This is a genomic window from Fibrella aquatica, from assembly GCF_041321135.1.
GTDB classification, from domain to species: Bacteria; Bacteroidota; Bacteroidia; order Cytophagales; family Spirosomataceae; genus Fibrella; species Fibrella aquatica.
This window is the reverse complement of the sequence record NZ_JBGGWF010000002.1, coordinates 533,960-551,085: the sequence shown is the minus strand read 5'-3', so window position 1 is coordinate 551,085 and position 17,126 is coordinate 533,960. Positions and strand designations below refer to the sequence as shown.

Annotated in this window: 11 protein-coding genes; 1 reads left to right on the top strand and 10 read right to left on the bottom strand. The window is 52.2% G+C overall.

Annotated elements, in window-relative coordinates; all coding sequences use genetic code 11:
* Nucleotides 1-5 precede the first annotated feature (5 nt).
* From ACAW87_RS06155 to apaG, 5 genes are all read right to left on the bottom strand, one after another.
* Nucleotides 6-1,532, bottom strand: coding sequence for a serine hydrolase domain-containing protein (locus ACAW87_RS06155; protein ID WP_370722281.1), 1,527 nt, complete (start codon nucleotides 1,530-1,532; stop codon nucleotides 6-8).
* A gap of 36 nt (nucleotides 1,533-1,568) precedes the next feature.
* A complete protein-coding gene (locus tag ACAW87_RS06150; RefSeq protein ID WP_370722280.1) occupies nucleotides 1,569-2,504 on the bottom strand; it encodes a M23 family metallopeptidase in 936 nt (311 codons plus the stop codon).
* A gap of 73 nt (nucleotides 2,505-2,577) precedes the next feature.
* Entirely contained in the window at nucleotides 2,578-3,936 is a 1,359-nt protein-coding gene (locus ACAW87_RS06145) for a monooxygenase (protein ID WP_370722279.1), read from the bottom strand.
* Between the two features lie 10 nt (nucleotides 3,937-3,946).
* Nucleotides 3,947-4,726, bottom strand: a complete 780-nt coding sequence (locus tag ACAW87_RS06140) for an O-methyltransferase (protein WP_370722278.1) — start codon at nucleotides 4,724-4,726, stop codon at nucleotides 3,947-3,949.
* Nucleotides 4,727-4,745: 19 nt separating this feature from the next.
* Nucleotides 4,746-5,132, bottom strand: a complete 387-nt coding sequence (gene apaG / locus ACAW87_RS06135) for a Co2+/Mg2+ efflux facilitator ApaG/CorD (RefSeq protein WP_370722277.1) — start codon at nucleotides 5,130-5,132, stop codon at nucleotides 4,746-4,748.
* Between the two features lie 168 nt (nucleotides 5,133-5,300).
* Here apaG and ung point away from each other — a divergent pair, with 168 nt between their 5' ends.
* A complete protein-coding gene (gene ung, locus ACAW87_RS06130) occupies nucleotides 5,301-5,966 on the top strand; it encodes a uracil-DNA glycosylase (RefSeq protein ID WP_370722276.1) in 666 nt (221 codons plus the stop codon).
* A 116-nt stretch (nucleotides 5,967-6,082) separates the two neighbouring features.
* On the opposite strand, the gene ACAW87_RS06125 is transcribed toward ung, so the two are convergent.
* From ACAW87_RS06125 to ACAW87_RS06105, 5 genes are all read right to left on the bottom strand, one after another.
* A complete protein-coding gene (locus tag ACAW87_RS06125; RefSeq protein ID WP_370722275.1) occupies nucleotides 6,083-6,604 on the bottom strand; it encodes a hypothetical protein in 522 nt (173 codons plus the stop codon).
* A gap of 27 nt (nucleotides 6,605-6,631) precedes the next feature.
* Nucleotides 6,632-8,113 (bottom strand): SusD/RagB family nutrient-binding outer membrane lipoprotein, encoded by a 1,482-nt coding sequence (locus ACAW87_RS06120; RefSeq protein ID WP_370722274.1) that lies wholly within the window; start codon nucleotides 8,111-8,113, stop codon nucleotides 6,632-6,634.
* Between the two features lie 21 nt (nucleotides 8,114-8,134).
* A complete protein-coding gene (locus ACAW87_RS06115) occupies nucleotides 8,135-11,308 on the bottom strand; it encodes a SusC/RagA family TonB-linked outer membrane protein (RefSeq protein ID WP_370722273.1) in 3,174 nt (1,057 codons plus the stop codon).
* A 1,048-nt stretch (nucleotides 11,309-12,356) separates the two neighbouring features.
* Complete coding sequence (locus ACAW87_RS06110; protein WP_370722272.1) at nucleotides 12,357-13,859, bottom strand: RagB/SusD family nutrient uptake outer membrane protein; 1,503 nt, start codon at nucleotides 13,857-13,859, stop codon at nucleotides 12,357-12,359.
* 15 nt (nucleotides 13,860-13,874) lie between these two features.
* Complete coding sequence (locus tag ACAW87_RS06105; protein WP_370722271.1) at nucleotides 13,875-17,024, bottom strand: SusC/RagA family TonB-linked outer membrane protein; 3,150 nt, start codon at nucleotides 17,022-17,024, stop codon at nucleotides 13,875-13,877.
* Between the last annotated feature and the right edge of the window lie 102 nt (nucleotides 17,025-17,126).

Sequence of the window (17,126 nt, the reverse complement as noted above, 5' to 3'; positions counted from 1 at the left end):
CGGTACTACTTCTTCACTTCCGTAATGTCCAACTGCTGAATAAGCGGATTGGCTTCGGGCGTTAGCGTGAAAAAGACGTTGACGCTTCCACGTTCTCCATCGATACGGAAAGTGCCTCTCAGGTTGTTTTCCGGTATCATCTCGCCGACTCGAACAACATTGCCGATCTTCTCAAATAATGCCTGTGTATTCTTTTTGCGAAGGGTGATGGGCGTATCAGGAAAAAAGTTCTCAGCAAAAATGCCGCTGGCTTCGCCATTTTTCCAGTCAGGAAGGAGGGCCATCAACTCCGCTTTCCGTTTGGCCAAAATGGGGGAAACCGCAATCGAATGGGGTTTAAGCCCGGCCAGGGAAATTAATGTGTCAAGGGCAGTTGTATTGATACCGCGCAGGCCGGAATAGGTCAGGTTGGCGCAACCGATCACCCCAATACCGTAGTCGGGTAATACCTGCCATTCGCTGCCGAAACCGGGCAGGCCGCCGCTATGTCCAATGCTTACGCGCCCTTCGCAGTCACGTACCCAGACAAGACCGTAGGCATAACTGGCTGTTTGCGGACATAACCGGCCCGACGCATAGCGGAACTGAGTGTTCAACCCCCGAAAATTCCAGGGTTGCTGCATCTCCCGCACAGAACTGCGCTTGACCGGACCCGTCTCCGCCCCATCACGAGCGGGCCACGCGCTCATCTGAAAACCCATATACTTCGCAAAATCATCGATGGTGGTGATCAGGCCGCCCATAGCTCCCCAAGACCCATCAGCCAGCGGAATTTCGGGTAGGTATTCGCCCTCCTGCCAGCGGTAACCGTTTACGTACCTGGCTGGGTCGGCCTTGCGGTAATCCCAGATCGTGCTGTTCATACCCAGCGGCTTTAAAATGGCCGTGGTAATGTATTGCTGGTACGGCTGTTTGGCCACGTTCGTGATGATTCGACCGAGTAAGGCAAAGCCCAGGTTCGCGTATTCGTAGGCCACCCCCGGCGCATTGGAACTGGATACGCCGCTTGTCAAAAACCGGGTAAACTCGGCCTCTGAATCGGCCAATTGGCGGTCGCCCCAGGGGTTGTCTTCGGGGAAGCCCGCCGCGTGCGTCAACAAATGACGGACGGTGATGGCGGGGGAATCCGTTGTCAAGGGCTTTACCTGCTTCAACTCAGGTACGTAGTTGGCCGCCGGGTCGTCGAGGCGAAGTTTGCCTTCATCGCGGAGTTTCAGAATAGCCATAGCCGTCAGGCTTTTGGTCATCGAGGCAATTCTGAACTGCGATTGAGCGGTGGCCGGACGTTTGGTGTTCAGATCGGCAAAACCGACTCCTTTGCCATAAATCAGTTTTCCGTCCACGACCACGCCAAACCCAAGACCGGGTATGTTACGTTGTGCCGCATAATCGCTATACAACTTGTCGATGACCGGCAGGGCAGCGTTGATTCTGGCTATCCGGTCCGAGTCGGGGCGGGGGGCGGTGGTGGGCTGACCGAGCAACGCCAGGGGGAGGGCTGCCGTCAGCAGGCTGGTAAATAGACGCTTCATCCTGCAAGGTAATCGGGCCCTCGGATGCTTACAACGCTATTTTTTGAAGTAGTTCTTTATATCCCGTTTCGACATCTCCTGTGTCACCAATTCCATGGGGCGGATGGCTACGTAGGTTTTGTTCGGAATCAGCATATCACCCGATTCCTGATTCTGGGCGACGAATTTAGGACGCACGTGTGCATACCTGTAGGCTGTCTGTTGTTGGGCATTGAGCAAAGGCAGGTAAAAGACCGTGAAGAAAAGGCTTGGTTTTTGCGACAGCTCATCGCTGACCACGCCTAAAAACTGTCCGGCCTCCACATGATCACCGTCTTGCACGGCTATGCTTCCCGCCTTCAACCGAGCGTACCGACCGAAAGTGCCATCGTTATGAAACACGTCGACCTGATTGACATTCCGAACATACATTGCGTCTTTTTGGGTGTGCGTGATACCATCGATCAAACCGGTAATTACTCCTCGTCGCGCCGCAAATACAGAGTCGCCCGCTTCCATACGAATCGACAACGAATAGAAGTTAGACAAGGCGTCGCCTTTCAAGCCGAGAGCAGTTCCGATGTATTGTGTTTCCTGAACCAGACAGGGCTTTCCGGGGGCGACAGGGAGAAGATAAACAAAGGGTTTTGGTTCAGCCCGCAAGCTCCGGCCGCGTAGGTACGTATATGAATACCGGAAGGTTCCGTTTGAATTGGGGGAACTGGGCTTCAACGTAAACAACGAATTTTCACCCGGACGAACGACGCCAACGAAGGGTAAACTCGACGAAGAACTGAGTCCTGTCAGGTCAGTGACGTCGACCTTCACTGTGTAGTCGCAGGGGTTTGGATTGGTGGCTCTGAAGGAATATTCGCCGGGGGTATTTCCCTTCACGTAAGTGACTTCTACTCGCTGTTCAGTGGATTGTGCCTGAATGGCGAGCGTATAAAAGCAGAAAGCGATAAAACAACAGGCACGGAGAAATGAAATCATACTAGTTTAGTTTATTGACGAATAATGAGTACAATAAACTAAAATGTATGCGCTTAACCAATATGTTTTTACTCTACAGCTCGTAATAGTAGCCGAAGATGATGCCCATCTCATCGTCGCTCGTCAGGCCGAATTGTATGGCCTTTGCCGAGGTGTTATTGTATGTAATTTCGGAGGTAAGCCCTTCGCCCTTGGCCAGTTGAATGGGCGTAGCGAAGTTGATCACATCGGGGTGTTCCCAATCTGTTGTGGTATAAACAACCTCACCGTCGCGTGGCCCACCCTTGATTTTGATCACAAATTTTTCGCCCATCTTGTGCATGTGCGAAGTGAGCGACAAAATCAGCGACGGCTTACTCATGGTGAATGTTTTGTTAAGCGTCACCCGGCTTTTGGCGGGAATGGCCAGGTTGGTATTGCTCATATTCAGTGTCTTCACCACTTTGGTCACGCTCGATTGGGGTGTGGTATACAGGTTAATATACGATTCTCCCTTGATCAGCGCCTGACTTTTATTCACGTAATGCACATTCAGATCGACCGACGCGTTGGCCGGAATAAGCAATGCAGCACCCTCCGGAAATTTAAACTCGAACGAGGCATTGGGGCTACCCATCAGGTACGTATGGTTCGACATTTGCAGGGCGGTCAGCAAATTCAACGTGCCGTCGACGTTTCGCAAATCACGTACCTGATTCAGTGGGGGTGCCAGTGACTTGTTGTTGAAATCATAGGCGATGAAATGATGACTCCCAGGCCGCATACTGACGGTGAAGCGGTTCACGTAAATGTCGGTGCTATTTCCCACGGCCCGACGCACAAACAGTTCCCGCTCAAAATTGCTAGCCACATCGAACGCCTCAACAGCTAACTGAAAACCCTGACCGGCAGCGGGTGCCGTTGGGGGCGTAAACGCGCTGTTCGGGGCGGTACTGGGTGTTTTGTCGTCGAGCAGGCTGGGGTCGATCAGTTGGCCACTGGCTTTAGCCCCACCATCGATCCAGCGGCGAACGAACTCGATTTGCCCAACCGACAACGCCTCCATGCCGAGGGGCATCGGGTTGCCGTAATTTTTGCTGTTGTGATGGGTTGCGTCGGTATAAAGCTTGTGGTAGAGCAGGCTCTGTTGAGCAACGAATGGTTTAACCCGCTGATGTCCGTCGGCTTTGGAATTGGTATTTTTTGGGTCGATACCCACCATATTCTGGTAAGCAACGCTAGCGGCCAAAACGAGTCCGTGTTGTTTGAATGAAGGGTCGGCTTCCGACGCGTGGCAACCGGCTGTAGCACAACTCGGTGTCAGAATTTTAGTCTGGATCAAACCGAAATCGCTGGCTACCGAATCGGGGGCAGCTTCATTATCAGCTGGCTGGCAAGAACCAAAAAGCACGCTGGCAGCCAGCATGCTGCCGACTAGAATGCGGATTACCATGATGCACGAATTAGAAACGAAGTACGAAGTGTTGTTTCGGCTGTTCGCGGCGGAAGAAAACGAGCCCTACGCCAAACAGATCAATGGTAACCTGAACGGCCGGGTGCTCTTTTATTGCTGCCCAGGCCTGTTCCATACCTTCTGACCAGTGAATGTCGTCAAAAATAAAGACAGTATCGTTATGTATGCTGGATAAACAGGTCGTAAAATACTGTACAGTAGGTTCGTAGCGGTGATTGGCGTCGAAGAAAGCAAGATCGATTTGGGGGAGTTGTGCTACCGTTTTGGCCAGCGTATCGTCCAGATTACCTACAATCAGGTTTGTGGCCGAGTAACCCAACTGATCCAGGTGCCTTCGAGCGAGCGCGGCCGTATTGGGACAACCTTCAAAGGAAGAGAGTTGTCCATTGGTTTGCGCCACGGCATTGGCCAGATAAGCAGTGGTTAGTCCCAGCGACGTACCCAGTTCCAGCACATGTTGGGCGTTGAACCGAAGCACCAGTCGATGCAGCAGCCAGGCATAGCGGGCGGGCTTTTGCGCATTTTTGGCAATGGTGGCCACCGACCGGATCGGGTTATTGCCCCGCCGCGATCCGGCTCCCATATCGGTAATCGTTAGTGATTCAGTGCTGTTGAGCAGCGCTGAGCGAAGTGCCTCGATCGGTAACGTACCTGCAGGCGCGGGGTGCCGGTGGCGGATTATATCGCGGTAGAGCGCATAAACAAAAGGCGAGTGTAACCCGTGCAGGTTACCCGCCCGCCATAGATAACGGATATAGGCGGCGACCACAGATTCCTGGCGACGTTAATTAATTCAACTGGAAAGGGACTATCAATGTGAATTCGGGTACCTGAATGCGAAACTGCTTTCCGTCATACAGTCGTTCAACCAGGTACGTACCCACCATTTTGCCCATGCTGGCGTGCAGGTTGCAACCCGATACGTACTCGTGCCGTTCGCCGGGTTCAAGCACGGGTTGGAGGCCAATAACCCCTTCGCCTTCTACTTCATCCACGTTACCGTGTGCGTCGTAGATCAGCCAGTGCCGGCGCAACAACTGAATGGTGTGCTCGCTATGATTTTCAATGGCGATCCGATAGGTGAATACATAATGAGCCTGCAAGGGGCTGGAATATCCGTGCTGGTATTCCGTTTTTACGCTCACTTTAATGCCTTCCGTTACAGCCGTAATCATAAAAAAAAACCGTTTTTGACAACTTTAGAACGTAAATAAAGTTCATAAGTTTGCTTCCTCAACCAGTGAGGCCCAAAATAAATTTCATTTCTGGCACACAACCCTGCCACCACTGATTCAACACCTGACCTGATCATCGATTAGTGGTTGATCCTCTGTTTCTATCCTATGAAAGTTACTATTGCCGATTCCTGGAAGCCTTACCTGCAACCTGAGTTCGATAAACCTTACTTCACCAAATTGGCTGAATTTCTGCGCGAAGAATACACCACCCAGCGTATTTATCCGCCCGGAAAGCTGATGTTCAATGCTTTCGATAAATGCCCCTTTGAAGCGACCCGTGTGGTCATTCTGGGGCAAGACCCGTATCACGGTGACGGGCAAGCCAATGGACTGTCGTTTTCCGTGGCCGATGGTATTACGAAGCCACCTTCACTTATCAATATTTTCAAAGAAATTCAGGACGACCTGGGGAAACCCATTCCAAAATCGGGTAATCTGGAGCGGTGGGCATCGCAGGGGGTTATGCTGCTCAACGCCACGCTGACCGTTCGGGCCGGACAGGCGGGGTCGCATCAGGGAAAAGGTTGGGAAGCCTTTACCGATGCGGTGATCAAATTGATTTCTGACGAAAAAGAAAACGTGGTCTTTCTGCTTTGGGGTGCTTATGCGCAGAAGAAGGGGACCATTATCGATGACCAAAAACACCTGGTGCTGAAATCGAAACATCCGTCGCCCATGGCGGCCCAGTGGGGCGGATGGTTCGGAAACAAGCATTTTAGCCAGGCAAACGAATACTTGACTAGCAAAGGGTTGCCGCCTATCGAGTGGTAGGACGTTGGATACCTGACAATGGATAATGTCTAAAGTCTAACCTGAGTTAGTACAAAAATAGCCCCGTCGTTATCATACGACGGGGCTATTTTTGTACTAACTCAGGTACGTTGGTGCTAGGGGACTAACCGGGCACGTACCTGCTGAGTTACGATCTGTGTGTTATCGTCGAGTGTAACCAGAAAAATGAAGGCCAGTTCGCGCGGGGTATACGGATTAGCCGAAGGAACATAAGTCTGCGCGTTGGCCGCCGGTGGAAATTGTGTTCTGATGGCAGCTACCGTTGTTTCAAACGTGGCGGTAGTGCCCGAACCCGGGATTGGAGCCGTGTTGATGATCGATGCGGCCGTATTAAGCGACCCGGCGTTTACGGCAGTAGTTGGTCCCGCTACCCGCGTAATTTCCCGAATGGTACGGCCTGTGCTGGCAGGGATAGATAGCGTAAATCGAATCACGCCGGAAGCCGCCGGTACTTCAATGTATGGGTTTCCGCCAAAGGTGGTCGCCCCCGGAAACGTGACCGGAACAGCCGGGCGATTATCGCGCACCAGCGGACCATACTCCAGATCGTCTTTGCAGGAAAAACTGGTGATGACCAATAGGGCCAGCAGCAGGCTTTTTATGAGTGTCTTCGTCATGATTTCAGAAAATTGAGTCTCAGAGATTTAGTTAACATCCCACCACACACGCACGTTAGACTGCGGCGGAACGGCTGGCGATTGCGGAAAATTGGGGTTCCGCTGAATTTCTTCGGCGATGTAAACGGCCCGAACCGGCAATGTTCCATCAACACCCGCTGCATTTTGCGACCGTTGCAATACAGGATAACCCGTGCGGCGGTAGTCGTTCCACAACTCTATGCCATTACCCGTAAAAGCAATGTATTTCTGGTTGATGATCTGGGCAATCTTTTGCTCGTTGGTGCCCGTCAGCGTAGCTACAGCCGGTGTGGCAGTCAGGTAGGCATCAATTTGTACGGCCGTCAGTCCAGCCAGGCTCATCGACGCGCGAATGCCTTCTGTGTACAGCGCCTGCGGATCGCCGGGTGTTCCCAGACGAAGGGCTGCTTCGGCCAGAATAAATGCTCGCTGGAAGTTCGTTACCAGCCGAACAGGGCCTTCGCCATTAGCACCAATGATGGCCGGACCGTAGCGCGAGAAGTTGGCCGGAGCCGGAATACCACCCCGTTGTCCGTTATCGATCGTGCCGTAGTTGCCCGCTGCATTCCGGGTGAAGAATAGCGGTAACCGAGGATCGTTGTTGGCCTGCAGCAAGTTCAGATACCGGGTACTCAGGATCAGATCATCCCGGAACAGACTTACCAGCGAATATTCATACCGGGGGTCGCGGCTACCTACTGCGGCGCCAAAGGGTACTTTCAAATCCTGCGCGTTCGAGGTGATATACTGACCACTAGTCAGTACTTCGTTGATCACCGTGCGGGCCAGTTCAGGTTCCCGGCTGCTGATTTGCAGGGCAAATTTAAGCAACATGGTGTTGCCCGCTGCCCGCCAGTTGGCCAGTGCTCCCTGATAAACAACATCATCGTTGCCCGGACGAACACCTGCCGGATTACCGTTGTTGCTGTTCAGATCGGCCAGCCCTTCGCGGACCAGATCAAACAGACTTTGAATGCCCTGTGCCTGATTGCCCTTGTAAATGTTCTCCTGACTATCCAGACGGGGTTGCAGAAATGCTTCACCCTGAAGGGCCTGCGAGTACGGAATATCACCCCATACATCGGTTGCCAGCGCGAAGGTATATGCCTTCATGATCTTGGCAATGCCCGAGTAGGCGGGTGAATTGGTGCCGGCAATGTTGATGATCTGCTGGTAGTTGACCAGGGCGCCGTCGTAAATCTCGAAACGCCACTGGTTGCCAAAATCAGCTGAACTCAGCACGTAGGTGTCATACGCGGCCGGGCTACCTGCTGCTCCCGCCAGTTGCTGGGTAACCACCGAGGCAAACCGGTTCAGTTCATTGGCATTGGCAAAGGCAGACCCTACCTGTGCGGCCGGCAGCAACACCGAAGGAGGGACTGAGGTTGGGTTGTTGGGCGTTACGTTTACGTCCAGAAACTTGGTACACCCACCCAATCCGGCCAGTAGCGGGAGCAGGTATAGTGTTTTCTTTATGCCTGTTTTCATAAGATTGATGATAAAGTGTGATTACAACGTCAGTCGCAGGTTAACCCCGAAATTGCGCGTTGGCGGCGGACCGTTCAGGTCGAGACCCTGAATATTACCAGCTCCCTGTGTGTTTACTTCGGGGTCAGAGAAATAACCCGGTGCGTAGAAGAACAGGTTACGACCACTGACGCCTACCGAAATGGTACCAAAAGGTGTTCTGTTCAACAGCGATTTCGGCAACACATAGTTGAGTGACAACTCGCGAAGGCGATACACGCTGGCGTCGAAAACAGCGGCTTCAGAGGCCAGTCCACCCAGACCCTGCCAGTACGTTTGTGCCGGTAGCTGAATGTTGTTAGGCCGGTAGCTGGTCGTGCCGTCTGCATTGGCTACGGCAATAACGCCGGGCAAGATGCGGGGCTGGTCGCGGTCGAGTCCGGTTACGTATAACGAACCAGCACTACGGTAATCCACCGCCGAGAATGAATACAACTGACCGCCCTGACGAATATCGATCAGGCCCGACAGGGTGAATCCTTTGTACGTAAACGAGTTGTTGATACCCAGCTGATAATTGAGCTGTGGATTCGACAGAATCTGATTCGGCAGGGTAGGGGCAAACTGACCGCTGGTTGGATTGATCAGGTATTGACCATCGAACTCACCCGTTGGATCATAGTTGGCTGCATTGGGGTTGCTGCTCTGCACGCGCTGATAGCCTGAACCGACAATGACACCATAGGGTTGCCCCTGAACAATGGAAGGGGTAATGCCAATGAATCCGTCGCCAGTGATGGCCGCCGACTGTACGCCTTCAGAAATATCAATCACCTTGTTGCGAATACGCGTGTAGTTGGCGCTGATGTCCCAGCGGAAACCGCTCGAACGGATGGGGGTGCCCGACAATACCAGTTCCAGTCCTTTGTTTTGCAACTCACCTACGTTTGTAGTGCGGGTATCGAAACCAGAAGAGGGAGAGATGGCTACGTTGAAAATCTGGTTGGTCGATTTAGTGACGAAGTACGTCGCATCGACGCTCAACCGATTCTGGAAAAAGCCCAAATTCAGGCCTACTTCCTGCGACAGCACAAACTCAGGCGTCAGCGCGTTATTGCCAATTCGGGTGCCAATGCCAAAACCCGGAATGCTCTGTCCGGCTACGGCGATAGGGAAGTTTACCTGAGCTACGTTATTACCAAATCCTGATACCACGTACACCGAATTGAGCAGGTACGGATCGGCGTCGCGACCAACCTGAGCAACAGCGGCCCGCACTTTAGCGTATGATAACACATCCGATTTGATGTTGAACACCTCTGTTGGTACAAAGCTAACCGACGCAGAGGGGTAGAAGAACGTGTTGCTGTTGACCGGTAGCGTCGACGACTGATCGGCGCGGCCGGTTAGTTCCAGGTACAAATAGTCGCGGTAGTTGAACGATGCCTGGGCATAATAACCAACTAGTCTACGCAACGAGCTCGATTCGCCCGAGTTAGTGAATACCGACGCGTTACTTACGTTCAGGAAGCCAGGAATGGTAAGTTGTTCACCCGTTACTGACGTATTCTGCACCTTGCGTTGGTTGATGTTATGGCCCAACAGCATGGTAGCGCCTAATCCGTCCAAAAAGAATTTGTCGGTTTTGGCCGTTACGATCAGGTCACCGTTGAGCTCAGAACGGAAAAACAGGTCGTCACCAACGCTCCCCTGAGGAGCCCTCGCCGAGCCGATGTTGGCAATGTTTTTCCGACGGTCAGTATATGTATCTGCCGTTACCCGGTACGATGCCGATAACCACTTCGTGATATCGTAACCCACGGTGAAGTTACCGAAGATGCGGTCGACCTGACTATTCAGAGTCACGTTCTCGGTTGCCCAGTAGGGGTTAATGATCGTGGAGTTGAAATACGTGCTCCGGCCGTTGAGATCAACGAATGGCTCGCCTGTGAGGTCGTAGCTGCGTGGAATACGCGTCAGCTGTCCGAAAGCACTGCCGCCATTACCCAGGGCTGTACCGCCCTGAACCGTCTGCACGTAGTTGGCACTCGCCTGAATACGTACCCCGTTGTTGAGCTTCGATTCGCCACTCACCTGCACGTTGGTCCGATTGAATCTTGCTGTTGGAATAATGCCTTGCTGACTCGTGTTGCCCAGCGACAGCAGGAAGTTCCGTGTAGCATCGCCACCAGCAATGCTGGCAGTATTTTGCAAAATGCTGCCCTGCCGGTAGAAATCGTTTACGTTGTTTGGGTACGCCTGGTAGGTACGTGGCTGCCCCTGAATGTTGGTGTACGACGACTGTCCCGAAATAGCACCGGCCGCAAAAGAAGGCCCCCATGAATTGGTCGAGTTGTTCACAAACAGGTTGTTTGTACCCTGTCCATACTCGTTCTGAAACCGGGGAATGCCATACACGTCCTGCACGTTGTACGATGAGGTCAGCGTTACTTCCGTTTTGTTGTTCTGGTTACGCCCCGATTTCGTCGTGATCACAATGGCTCCAGCCGATGCCCGCGAACCGTATAACGCCGCCGCAGCGGGTCCTTTCAATACGTTCAGCGATTCGATGCTCTCCGGGTTGATATCAGCCAATCGGTTCGACGATTGCGCCTGAAACAGCGTGTTACCCGATACGTTGACGTCATTCGAGAAAATAACACCGTCAACCACGATCAGGGGCTGGTTAGAGCCATTGAACGACGTGATACCCCGGATGTTAATGTTCGTTGACGCACCGGGCGCTCCTGATTGCGTGTTGATCTGAACCCCGGCCAGTTTACCCTGAAGCGTGTTCAACAGGCTTGGCTCTGATTTCTGCGTCAACTGGGCGGCAGCTACTTCCTGCGTAGCGTACCCAAGTGATCGCTTGTCGCGTTCGATACCCTGGGCTGTTACTACTACCTCGTCGAGGTTTTGCGCGCCTGCGGCTAGTTTGACATTCAGGGTTGTCTGGTTACCCACGGGTAACTCCTGCGTGGCAAAACCGATAAAGCTGAACACTAATCGGGCATCTGCCGGAACGTTAATCTGGTATCGGCCCTCACCATCTGTGGTGGTGCCGCGCGTTGTGCCTTTTACCTGGACAGTCACCCCCGGAAGGGTAGTGCCATCATCTGATGAAGTTACCTGGCCGCGAACGCTGATGTCTTGCGCCATAGAAGGCAACGCGAACAGCAGCAGTAGCAGCCAACTTCCCATAAACAGTCTGCTCATAGAAGTTTTTTGATAAAGTGAGTTTGTTGAATTGGTACTAAATACACGAACGTTTGACTAACTACGGTGCCAGAGTGGCGGTCATAAAGTGATATAATAGTTAGCCTATAGAATTGTTTCGGTAATTCTAAAAACGTGGGGCAAATGTAATGACAAAGATCAATTACCCGGATGGTTGTTCTGAGAAAAGTATAATTTTGTTAAAATGTTCATTTTTGCATAAGTAGTATTAAATACTCTGTTTTTGCCTGAAAAGCCAAATTTCATATTGCTATAGTGTTAATTGCTCAGTATCCATGTCTGAGTAAAAATTAGAATAGTTATATTTTGGTTTGAGGTTGAATTAAGTATAAATAGGGTGGTTAGCTATCAGTCTGCTCCTTTAATTTCCGGACATTGATAAGTAGCGCTTTTTGCCATCCCGATCGGTCCGCCGGTGCGGTGAGGAGGGTTGACGAAAAGCCTTACTAACCAACAGTTGGAAGTTAAATTGGACAAGCACTAGCCATAGTCGATAGGCTCGGCGGGCCGTAGCATCGGTAGCATCAACGTACCTACATTTCCGCCTAGCCCCAGCGGGGCGAAGTATGCGTTATTTACGGATACCAATGTTACGTTCTCTCTATCCCCAGGGTGCGCATAAAAAAAGCGTAGCCTATCAGCTACGCTTTGCACCAACTCGAAACGGCGAACCGCTCCTGAGATGTCTATTCTCGAACGTACTCGAGGCTAGACACCCACATAAAACACAGAACCAGCATATAATCGCTAGCCGAAAAAGTAACTGTTTCCCAAATCGTCTCCCAGGAATTACCTTGCCAAAGGGGGGAAGCAACGTACCTGAGTAGATTGTAAGCAACAAAAATTGACAAAAAACGCCTGACGTTAAATTTGCTGTAGAGAAGTCGTTGTAACCACATATGATTCAAGGTGATTTGATAATTGGTCTATATGTAAGGGCGTCAGCTTCTTGAGGTTAAGGTACAAAAAAACCGTAGCCTGACGACTACGGTTTTTAAGAAAATGTCAAACAACTATACAGGCATCATTAAGGGTTCTGTACCGCTGCTTTATTAACGTTCAACTCCGCCTGTGGAATAGGCCAGATGTAGATCGACGCAGAAGCGGGTACCGCCTGAATAGTGCCTTTAGCCGGTAATGGCTGTCCGGTACGAACCAGATCATTCGAGCGGAAACCTTCGCCCAGTAATTCAATGCGGCGTTCCAGCAAGATGGCATTCAGCAAACCCGTACCTGTAGCCAAACCAGCGGCGGTGTATACACCGGCTGCATTCGACCGACCACGAACAGCGTTCAGAAGGCCAAGACCCTGCTCATCAACGCTACCTGGCGTCAGGCGGGCTTTGGCTTCGGCCAGGTTCAGCAACACTTCCGAATACCGGATAACGGGCACCCAGTCGGTATGCTGCGGACCGGTTGGAAACTTCGTCAATCGGTTACGACCCTGATCACTGACAAAATCATTTCTGATCATACCGCGACGGGCGTCGGTGGCAGCAAACGCGGCATTACCAATAATACCAGCCGGGTTAAGGCTGTAGTCGCCGATACCGATTACAGCGAGGTAATAACTACCCAGGCCATTTTGTGTGCCCGGAAGGTCATTACTGCTCATCGGCAACGAGAAGACCGACTCGGTGGTGATGTAGTTCGAGAAGGGTGTCAATACGTTGGCCTGTAGCTGATGGGCTACACCCGATGCTGCACGGAAGGGAGCGGCTGCCGACACAATTTTGTTGCCTTCTGTCACTACATCGGCCCAACGACCCATGTTCAGGTACGCCCGTGTTTTCAACGCAATAGCGGTGTTTTTGTGGGCGCGCGTCGTGTTCAGCGTTGCACTGGCATAGTTGGCCGGCAAATTCTGCTCCGCAAAGTTCAGATCTTCCAGAATCTGCGTGTACACCTGGGCTACGGTTGAACGCGCCAGGTCGTTGTTACCCGTGCCTACTTCGGCTTTGATACGAAGCGGCAAACCCAGGCTGGCACCGTTGTCTTTGGTGTAAGGCTGAGCATACAACTGCACCAGTTGCAGGTACGTTAGGGCGCGTAAAAAACGAGCTTCACCCCGGTACTGATTGGCCAGTGCGGCATCCACAACATTCGGATTCGCGTCCAGGCCCGCCAGGAACAGGTTCATCCGGTTTACAGCCAGATAAGCCGCGTTCCAGAGGTTGGTCGGTTCGTTCGACAGGGAGTTCTGCGTGTGGTTCCAGGCACTCAGGGCAGTTACCCCGTTGTTTGTCACGTTCAGAAACTCTTCGCCCCGAACGTCAATATATACCTGGTACCGGCCACCCAGAAACTGGCCTGATTTTACGCTACTGTACAAGCCGTTGATTTGTGCCAGTACCCGATCCGGGTTGGCAAACGCTTCAATATCAGCCAGTGAGGTAAGCGGAGTCGGATTCAGCAACTCGTCTTCGTTACAGGCCGTGAGCGACACGGCAAGAAAGGCGGTAGCCAGGGCAGACCGAAGCATGCCGCGCCGACTGATGGGAGAATTATAGTGAAACTGAGGAAATTTCATAGTTCATATACTGAATTAGAAGTTGAGACCAACGCCGAACGTATACGTACGGGCCTGAGGTGTAGAGTTGCGGTCGATGCCTGGTGAGATGTTGGTGTCACCGTTGGTCGAAATTTCAGGGTCAGCTCCTGTGTACTTGGTAATCACAAAAGCGTTCTGTACCTGTGCATACACGCGCAGTGAGGAAATGTTGGCCCGACGAAGCAGGTCGTTACGAAGGGTGTACGCCAGCGACAGGTTACGGCCTCTGATGAAATCACCTTTCTCTACGTTCTCGGTGATCGGGTTGGCCGAACCGTTCGATACGTTATCGTTCAATACAGGACGTGGAATGTTGGTCACATCACCCGCCTTCTGCCAGCGATTCAGCATATCTGTGTGGTTGTTCCAGGGGCGCTGATCGCGAAGACCGGCTTTGGTTCCGTTATAGATCAGGTTGCCACCCGAATACTGAAGGAATACGCCCAGTTCCAGATTGCCGTACTTGAAGGTGTTATCAAAACCACCGAACCACTTGGGCAGTGCGTTACCGATAACCACGCGGTCGGCACCTGAAATGGCAGGAGCCACAGTGCCGTCAGACACATACGTCCAGCGCTGAGCCGGAGCGGCGGCGTGGTTGTACTGAATCTGGCGATCCTGCGTGGTACCGTCGGCCAGGGTAGTAGTCCGAATGAAGATACGCTGTCCGTTGGCTGGGTTTACTCCGTCAGTCCGTATGGCGAAGATGCTACCGATCGACTCCCCAACGCGCACGATGTTGGCATTTTCCAGACCGCCCGTGAAGCCAAAAATGTCGGCGTTGTTGTTGGCCAGTGCCAGTACTTTGTTGCTCAGCGTAGCCACGTTGAAGGTCGTGGTCCAGTTGAACTTGCCTTTCGTGATGTTGTTCGACGTAATGGCCAATTCGATACCCTTGTTCTCCATCGCGCCTACGTTGGTGGCAATGCTGTTACCTGGAATACCACGTGAAGGCGCGGTTGGTTCTGGCAATACCAGGTCGTTTACCTTCTTCTGGTAGTACGAGAAGTCACCGGTGATGCGGTCGTTGAAGAGGCCGAACGAGAAACCGAAATCGGTGTTTTCGCTAATCTCCCAACGCAAATCCGGGTTACCCGCCTGGGCAAACGCAAACGTTGGAACGGTACCGTACAGACCTGAGTTGAACAGGCTCAACGAGGCAAAGCTACCTATACCGGTGTTACCTACCTGACCGTAACTGGCCCGCACTTTAAACTCGTTCACGATCGAACCCAGCTTGGAGCCTTTCCAGAAAGCTTCTTCTGAAACGCGCCAGCCTACTGAACCACCGGCGAAGTTACCCCACTTGTTACCAGTTGCATAGGCCGAGAAACCATCGCGACGGAAACTGGCGTTCAACAGGTATTTCTTGTCGAAATCGTAGTTGATACGTCCGTAGTACGACGACAGACCCGTCTGCGTCTGGAAGTTACCAGCCGGTGGGTTGTTGGTCGTGAAGTTACCCTGATACGTAGTGAAGAACGGATCGGTCAACCCCTGACGTGAACCACCCCAGCGGTTGATCGTGAACTTCTGCTGTTCTGTACCAACTACGGTCTGAATCGAATGCTTGCCGAAACCGAAATCGTAGTTCAGGTAGTTCTGCAGGTTCCAGAGGTTGATGTTCGAATAGATGTTGAACGCCTGACCACCGTTGGTGCCGCCTTCGCCGTGAATACCGTTTCGGAAGTCGATATCTTCTACTGTAGTGCGGTCAGTACCGTATGAGGTGTGGAAAACCAGTCCTTTGAACAGTTTCACATCGGCGAAGAGGTTGCCAATGATGTGCGTGTTGTCGGAGGTGAATTTGCTCAGATCAAGGTCGGGGAGGGGGTTGTAGTAACCACCTGGACCGATCAGGTTTTTGCCCAGACCCAGGTTATTGCTTGCCCGGTTGATGTTGTACGAACCATCGGCATTGTACGGCGCTACGTTTGGGGCAAGTACCAGGGGTAAACGACCAAGACCACCCGTGCTGAACGCACCGGTTGTACCCGTGTTGGGCGACCGGTTGAAGCTGTTTGCCAGCGTAATGTTGGCTCCCAGTTTAATGGCGCTATTCAGTTGATGCGAAATATTCATCCGACCAGTTACCCGGCTAAAATCATTTTTCTTGATCATCCCCTGCTGGTTAGTGTAACCTACCGAGAAGGCATAACGAGTGTCTTTGGTGCCTCCGTTGATGTTCAGGTTATGATTCTGCTGAAAACCGGTGCGGTAGATATAGTCATACCAGTCCGTGTCTACAATGCTGCCATCGGGGTTGGTCGTCGGGAAGAACTGATCGGCAACACCGGCGTTGCGAGCGGCTTCGTTCTTGATGGTCATGAACTCCTGTGCGTTCAACATATCGAACAGGCGGAACGGTTGCGTGGCACCGGCCCAGCCATCGTAGCTCACCTGCGCACGACCTTCTTTACCTTTCTTGGTCGTGATCAGGATAACACCACCGGCAGCCCGTGAACCGTAGATCGCCGTTGCACCGGCATCTTTCAGAATCTCCAGTGATTCAATGTCGTTCGGGTTAATATCGCCCAGCGGGTTGTTTACTGTAAAACCGCCCGATGATACGTTACCTGAGTTGATCGGCAATCCGTCGATCACGATCAGGGGCGATGATGAACCGCTGATCGATGATACACCACGTACCCGGATAACAGGTGCGTTGTTCAATACACCGTTGGGCGTGATGATGTTCACACCCGCTGCCCGACCCTGAAGGGCCTGGTCAAAGCTTTGTACCGGTTTGTTAGCAATCACAGCGCCTTCTACCGACGAAATTGCCCCGGTGAGGGTTTTCTTGCTCTGTGAACCGTAACCAACTACAACCACTTCATTCAGCACCGCTGAATTAACGGCCAGCTTAATGTTGATCGTCGACTGATTGTTGACGGCTACTTCCTGTGGCAGATAGCCAATAAAGCTGAACACAATGCGTCCGCCAGCCGGTGCTGTCAATTGGTAACGACCCTGGCCGTCGGTGGAAATGCCACGTGTAGTACCTTTTACCTGTACGCTCACGCCGGGTAGGGGCGAGCTATCGTCTGATGAAGTGACCTGGCCACGAATGGTGATGTCTTGCGCCAGCATGGGCAGCGAGAGCAGCATCAGTAGGAGCCAACTTCCTGTAAAGAGTTTTCTCATGGATCTTTTGTGATGAGATGATTAATTAGGTTAATAGAAATTCTAAACAGTCATTTTCACCGATACTTCTAGGACTCCTACCGCAGATTTATGTAACTAATT

Coding starts and splice junctions, on each gene's coding strand:
- ACAW87_RS06155 (WP_370722281.1), bottom strand. CDS start 1,532: ATGAAGCGTCTATTTACCAGCCTGCTGACGGCAGCCCTCCCCCTGGCG.
- ACAW87_RS06150 (WP_370722280.1), bottom strand. CDS start 2,504: ATGATTTCATTTCTCCGTGCCTGTTGTTTTATCGCTTTCTGCTTTTAT.
- ACAW87_RS06145 (WP_370722279.1), bottom strand. CDS start 3,936: ATGGTAATCCGCATTCTAGTCGGCAGCATGCTGGCTGCCAGCGTGCTT.
- apaG (WP_370722277.1), bottom strand. CDS start 5,132: ATGATTACGGCTGTAACGGAAGGCATTAAAGTGAGCGTAAAAACGGAA.
- ung (WP_370722276.1), top strand. CDS start 5,301: ATGAAAGTTACTATTGCCGATTCCTGGAAGCCTTACCTGCAACCTGAG.
- ACAW87_RS06125 (WP_370722275.1), bottom strand. CDS start 6,604: ATGACGAAGACACTCATAAAAAGCCTGCTGCTGGCCCTATTGGTCATC.
- ACAW87_RS06120 (WP_370722274.1), bottom strand. CDS start 8,113: ATGAAAACAGGCATAAAGAAAACACTATACCTGCTCCCGCTACTGGCC.
- ACAW87_RS06115 (WP_370722273.1), bottom strand. CDS start 11,308: ATGAGCAGACTGTTTATGGGAAGTTGGCTGCTACTGCTGCTGTTCGCG.
- ACAW87_RS06110 (WP_370722272.1), bottom strand. CDS start 13,859: ATGAAATTTCCTCAGTTTCACTATAATTCTCCCATCAGTCGGCGCGGC.
- ACAW87_RS06105 (WP_370722271.1), bottom strand. CDS start 17,024: ATGAGAAAACTCTTTACAGGAAGTTGGCTCCTACTGATGCTGCTCTCG.